The organism is Tunicatimonas sp. (genome assembly GCF_049647865.1).
In the GTDB taxonomy this organism is placed as follows: Bacteria; Bacteroidota; Bacteroidia; order Cytophagales; family Cyclobacteriaceae; genus Tunicatimonas.
The window spans coordinates 1-4,001 of record NZ_JBARYM010000133.1 but is presented as its reverse complement, the minus strand read 5'-3'; the positions used below and the strand labels follow the sequence as shown (position 1 = coordinate 4,001).

General features: G+C 43.7%; 6 protein-coding genes. All 6 read right to left on the bottom strand.

Annotated elements, in window-relative coordinates:
• Positions 1-111: 111 nt before the first annotated feature.
• Positions 112-1,296: an integrase core domain-containing protein gene (locus WBA23_RS04265; protein ID WP_424581009.1), complete on the bottom strand. Its 1,185-nt coding sequence runs from the start codon at positions 1,294-1,296 to the stop codon at positions 112-114.
• Positions 1,297-1,531: 235 nt separating this feature from the next.
• Positions 1,532-1,888 carry a type II toxin-antitoxin system PemK/MazF family toxin gene (locus tag WBA23_RS04260; protein WP_424581008.1) on the bottom strand — a complete coding sequence of 119 codons (357 nt, stop codon included), beginning with the start codon at positions 1,886-1,888 and terminating at the stop codon, positions 1,532-1,534.
• 3 nt (positions 1,889-1,891) lie between these two features.
• Complete coding sequence (locus tag WBA23_RS04255; RefSeq protein ID WP_424581007.1) at positions 1,892-2,128, bottom strand: hypothetical protein; 237 nt, start codon at positions 2,126-2,128, stop codon at positions 1,892-1,894.
• Positions 2,129-2,289: 161 nt separating this feature from the next.
• A complete protein-coding gene (locus WBA23_RS04250) occupies positions 2,290-2,466 on the bottom strand; it encodes a hypothetical protein (protein WP_424581006.1) in 177 nt (58 codons plus the stop codon).
• 148 nt (positions 2,467-2,614) lie between these two features.
• Entirely contained in the window at positions 2,615-2,827 is a 213-nt protein-coding gene (locus tag WBA23_RS04245; protein ID WP_424581005.1) for a DUF433 domain-containing protein, read from the bottom strand.
• Positions 2,828-3,062: 235 nt separating this feature from the next.
• Positions 3,063-4,001, bottom strand: a 939-nt coding sequence (locus WBA23_RS04240) for a DUF1501 domain-containing protein (RefSeq protein WP_424581003.1), incomplete at its 5' end; no start/stop codon positions are given.

Sequence of the window (4,001 nt, the reverse complement as noted above, 5' to 3'; positions counted from 1 at the left end):
AGAATCCCATGCCCAAAATCCGAAATTGCCATATTTCACAAAACTTGATCCCATATTTCTAATTCAGGTGTTCGTTAAGATACATCGTTTACACAAGTTATAGATCAAGGTTTACACTAGATTCGTTTCAAGCCTTACTGATTGTTCTTTGGTTCTTAATTCATTTTCATTGAAGTAGCCTAAAAATACATTTCTATAAGACACACGCCAAATTCCGTTGCCCATCTCCAAAGCTCCGATGTATTTTCCTTGCAAGGATGCGGATACATACACCCAGTTGTAAGAGCCCCATCGTACAGAGCCGTTCCTGGTTACTTTCAAGACTTTCAGTGCTGAGTCATAATCAAAGTGGGGGATTCTTTCCGGAAAAGGACGCGTAGAAAATTCATGCACGGAAGCAGGCGTTTGCATCTCCAAAGCTTCGTGCGGTCTTACATGGTTATATTCCTTTACAAAATGATTTAAACGCCTTTGCTGTGCTCTTAAATCATAAGCTGAAGGTTTGGCGCAAGCAGCTTTTAAATCACGATGCATGCGCTCATGCCGTCCGTTTTGTTCAGGGTGCGAAGGATCAGAATACACCGGCATAATACCCAACTCAATGAACCAATAAGATAGCCTGGTAAATCGTTGTATTGCTTTTACAGATCCAAACGGACTTCCATTATCGGTATGGATTTGTTTGGGGATACCAAATATTCTGAAAACCCGCTTAAACTCAGCTTTTGCGGAATCAAAGTTCTCTCTGTAGTGCCCTTTAGCAGTAAATACAAATCTACTCTTTGAGTCTGCTATGGTGAGTGGATGACAATAGATTTTATTGCCCATCAGGAACTTTCCTTTGTAATCCGCGCTCCACACTTCATTGCAATGCTTTGGATCAAAAATAGGGTGAATGGGTTTGACCCTTCGCAGGCGTTTTTGAGGACTTACCAAACCATGTTTTTTCAGGATGTTGTGAACGGTCAAAATACTTGGGATCACTTCATCTGAAAAATCGTTATACAACAGTTTGTGGATCTTTTTTGCCCCCCACAACTTGTGTCTTTCTTTCAGTTTAAGAATGCCTTCCACCACCTTTTGATCGGTCGCATTCGGATGCATTCCGCAAGGTTTTCTGGAAAGTTCTCTCAGACCTTCATATCCTTCATTTTCGAATCGGGTGATGATTTTATAGGCAGTAGGCCTAGATATTTCAAAGCTTCTGCATAATTCGGTGATGGAATATTTCCCGGTTCGCCATTCGCAGATAAACTCAATTTTTTGTTCCATTATCGTTGTTTCTTTCCAAGGCATGGCAATCTGAATTTTACTTCAAATTGCGACTTAAAAAGTGTAAACGATGTTTCTATAATTCTGTAAAGGATGTTTGTATATCGTACCTTAATGCACCATAACGATTTAGGCAGGCGGCGTGGCGGTTTTGGAGAAGCTTACTGTCAAATCGCACGTTAGGTGCTTGTTTGCTTTGATGCCTTAGTTCGCAAATCAACTAGCTATGCCACTTGCCTGATGTTATGGGCATACTTTTCTATTTCAAATCAAAGATGATTTTCAAAGATGTGCCTATCTTTTGCATTTGTTCTGTTGACAATCTTCCTTTCACATCTACTAATCGTTGACGATAATCTATCGGACGGGTTTGCAGGCAATCAGCCACTGATCTTTTAGTTAGTCCGTTTGCAGCGTTTGGCTCAATAATTACATTAGTGACAATTCTTCCTTTCTTTTCCGTCCATTCTGTGATAGGCACCACTTGAATAACAGGAACTCTTTGATTATACACATTATTGGTGACCACTACACAGGGTCTAATTTTGCCAGTCTCAGAGCCTTTTGTCGGATTTAGATTTACGGTGATAATATCACCTCGTTGAAGTTTTGTCATAGATCAATCCCAATCTTGTGTAGCGGATTCAGTCCATTCTTTTAATTTCTCATCCTCATCATATAATTCTGCATACAAATCGGCGGATTGCGCTAGTTGAGCGTGATAATTAAGTTCTTCTTTGAGAAGATGCAATCCTTTTTTTATCATTTCGTCTGGATTGGCAAATCCTAGTTCAGCATAATGATTGACAAATTCTTGCTCCTGTTGCTCAAGTTTTATTAATTTTTCTCTGGCCATAACCTAAATAGTTTTTCCCTATCAAATTTACTCATTTTTTTATTTATATGTTGCCCATAACATCTGTATAGACGCAATATTGCGTCTATATCCTTTATACCAACGGTGGTTTACTAAGCGTGAAACAATTATGCTAGATTGAAGAGAAAAAGGTTAATTTACTAATTAATGTGAATTACCCGACCAAGGGAGGTTTTAATTGGATCTGCTGATAAAGCAGCGTTGATAGCTGGAACCAGAGGAAGTAAATCATCTATGTCGTTGCTAACAGCCGAAAGAACAATAAGGCACAAGTTAAGTCCTGCTAAATTTTGCTGGTATTCTATGCCCCGATCCATTGTAAGCATAACATCAAACTCAGTAGCGGCCTGCCGCAGAAGCTGACCATTTTTTACACCACCCCACCCGCGTTCGGGTACCGTGATAGCTTCGGCTTCTAATGACCATTTAAGCTTGCGTGGTAAGTTTTCATCTGCAGAATCCGCATTACACGTACGATACTAACTCTTTCTCGGCCAGTTTGAGTAAAGCTTCAGCCTGCTCGCGACTTACCGTAGGAAAGTCATCCCGAAAATCCTCAATACGTTTGCCCTTGCGCAGATAAACCAGCAGGGTATCAATTGGTACTCGGGTGCCGGTAAATACCGGAGTGCCACCCAAAATATCTGGGTCAGCGTGGTAAATTTGACTCCGTTTCATTATTCATTCAGTTTATACTACTCAACAATTTACGCAATATAAAAGCGTGTTTCAACTATCCTATTGTGCCAATGTGCCAGATACTATTTCTTTAAAATGTACAATTTTTCTCAGATACGGCTTAAGCACAGGTCGGGCACAGGAATAGCACGGTTAAGAAAATGCGTAATTCTTGCCTCAGTACAATTTTGTTAGAACCACCTAGAAGGAGAAGTTATAATCTGTGTTAGGTAATTTACGCTAAGATCTCCTTCACTACTTTGCCATGTACGTCGGTAAGGCGAAAGTCGCGGCCTTGGAAGCGGTGGGTTAAGCGTTCGTGGTCAAGACCTAGCTGGTGCAGAATAGTTGCTTGTAGATCGTGAACGTGCACCCGGCCACTAACGCCGGAGAAGCCAATCTCGTCGGTTTCGCCGTGGGTGAAGCCCCGCTTCACTCCGCCCCCGGCCATCCACATGGTAAAGGCATCGCCGTGGTGATCGCGACCCTTGAAGTCGGCTCCCGAACGGGCTTCCATCATGGGGGTTCGGCCAAACTCGCCGCCCCACACTACCAGCGTTTCATCCAGTAAGCCGCGTTGCTTCAAATCTAGCAGCAGCGCACTCATGGGTTGATCAATAGACTTGCATGCATTCTTGAGGCCACTATCTACCCCATTACCGGGTCCGGCCCCGTGGGTATCCCAGCGACGGTCGAAGAGTTGCACAAAGCGGACTCCGTTCTCTACCAGCCGACGAGCCAGCAGGCAGTTATTAGCGAAGGAAGCCTTTCCCGGTTCGGTGCCGTACAGTTGGTGGACCCACTCGGGTTCGTCGTTGATGTTCATCACTTCCGGTACGGCGGTTTGCATTCGAAAGGCTAGCTCGTACTGCGAGATACGGGTCAGAATTTCTGGGTCGTGAGCCTGTTGGTATTCCTGTTCATTAATCGCGTTGATAGCATCAATAGAACACTTACGAAGGTACGGGTCTACGTTATCGGGATTAGATAGGTAAAGCACCGGATCACCTTCCGAGCGGCACTGTACTCCCTGATGCACGGTGGGCAAGAAGCCACTTCCCCAGGCACTTTTACCGGCACTAGGGTCGCCTCCCGAAACCAATACTACAAAGCCCGGTAGGTTTTCGTTGTCCGAACCCAAACCATAGGTAATCCAGGAACCCATGCTGGGACG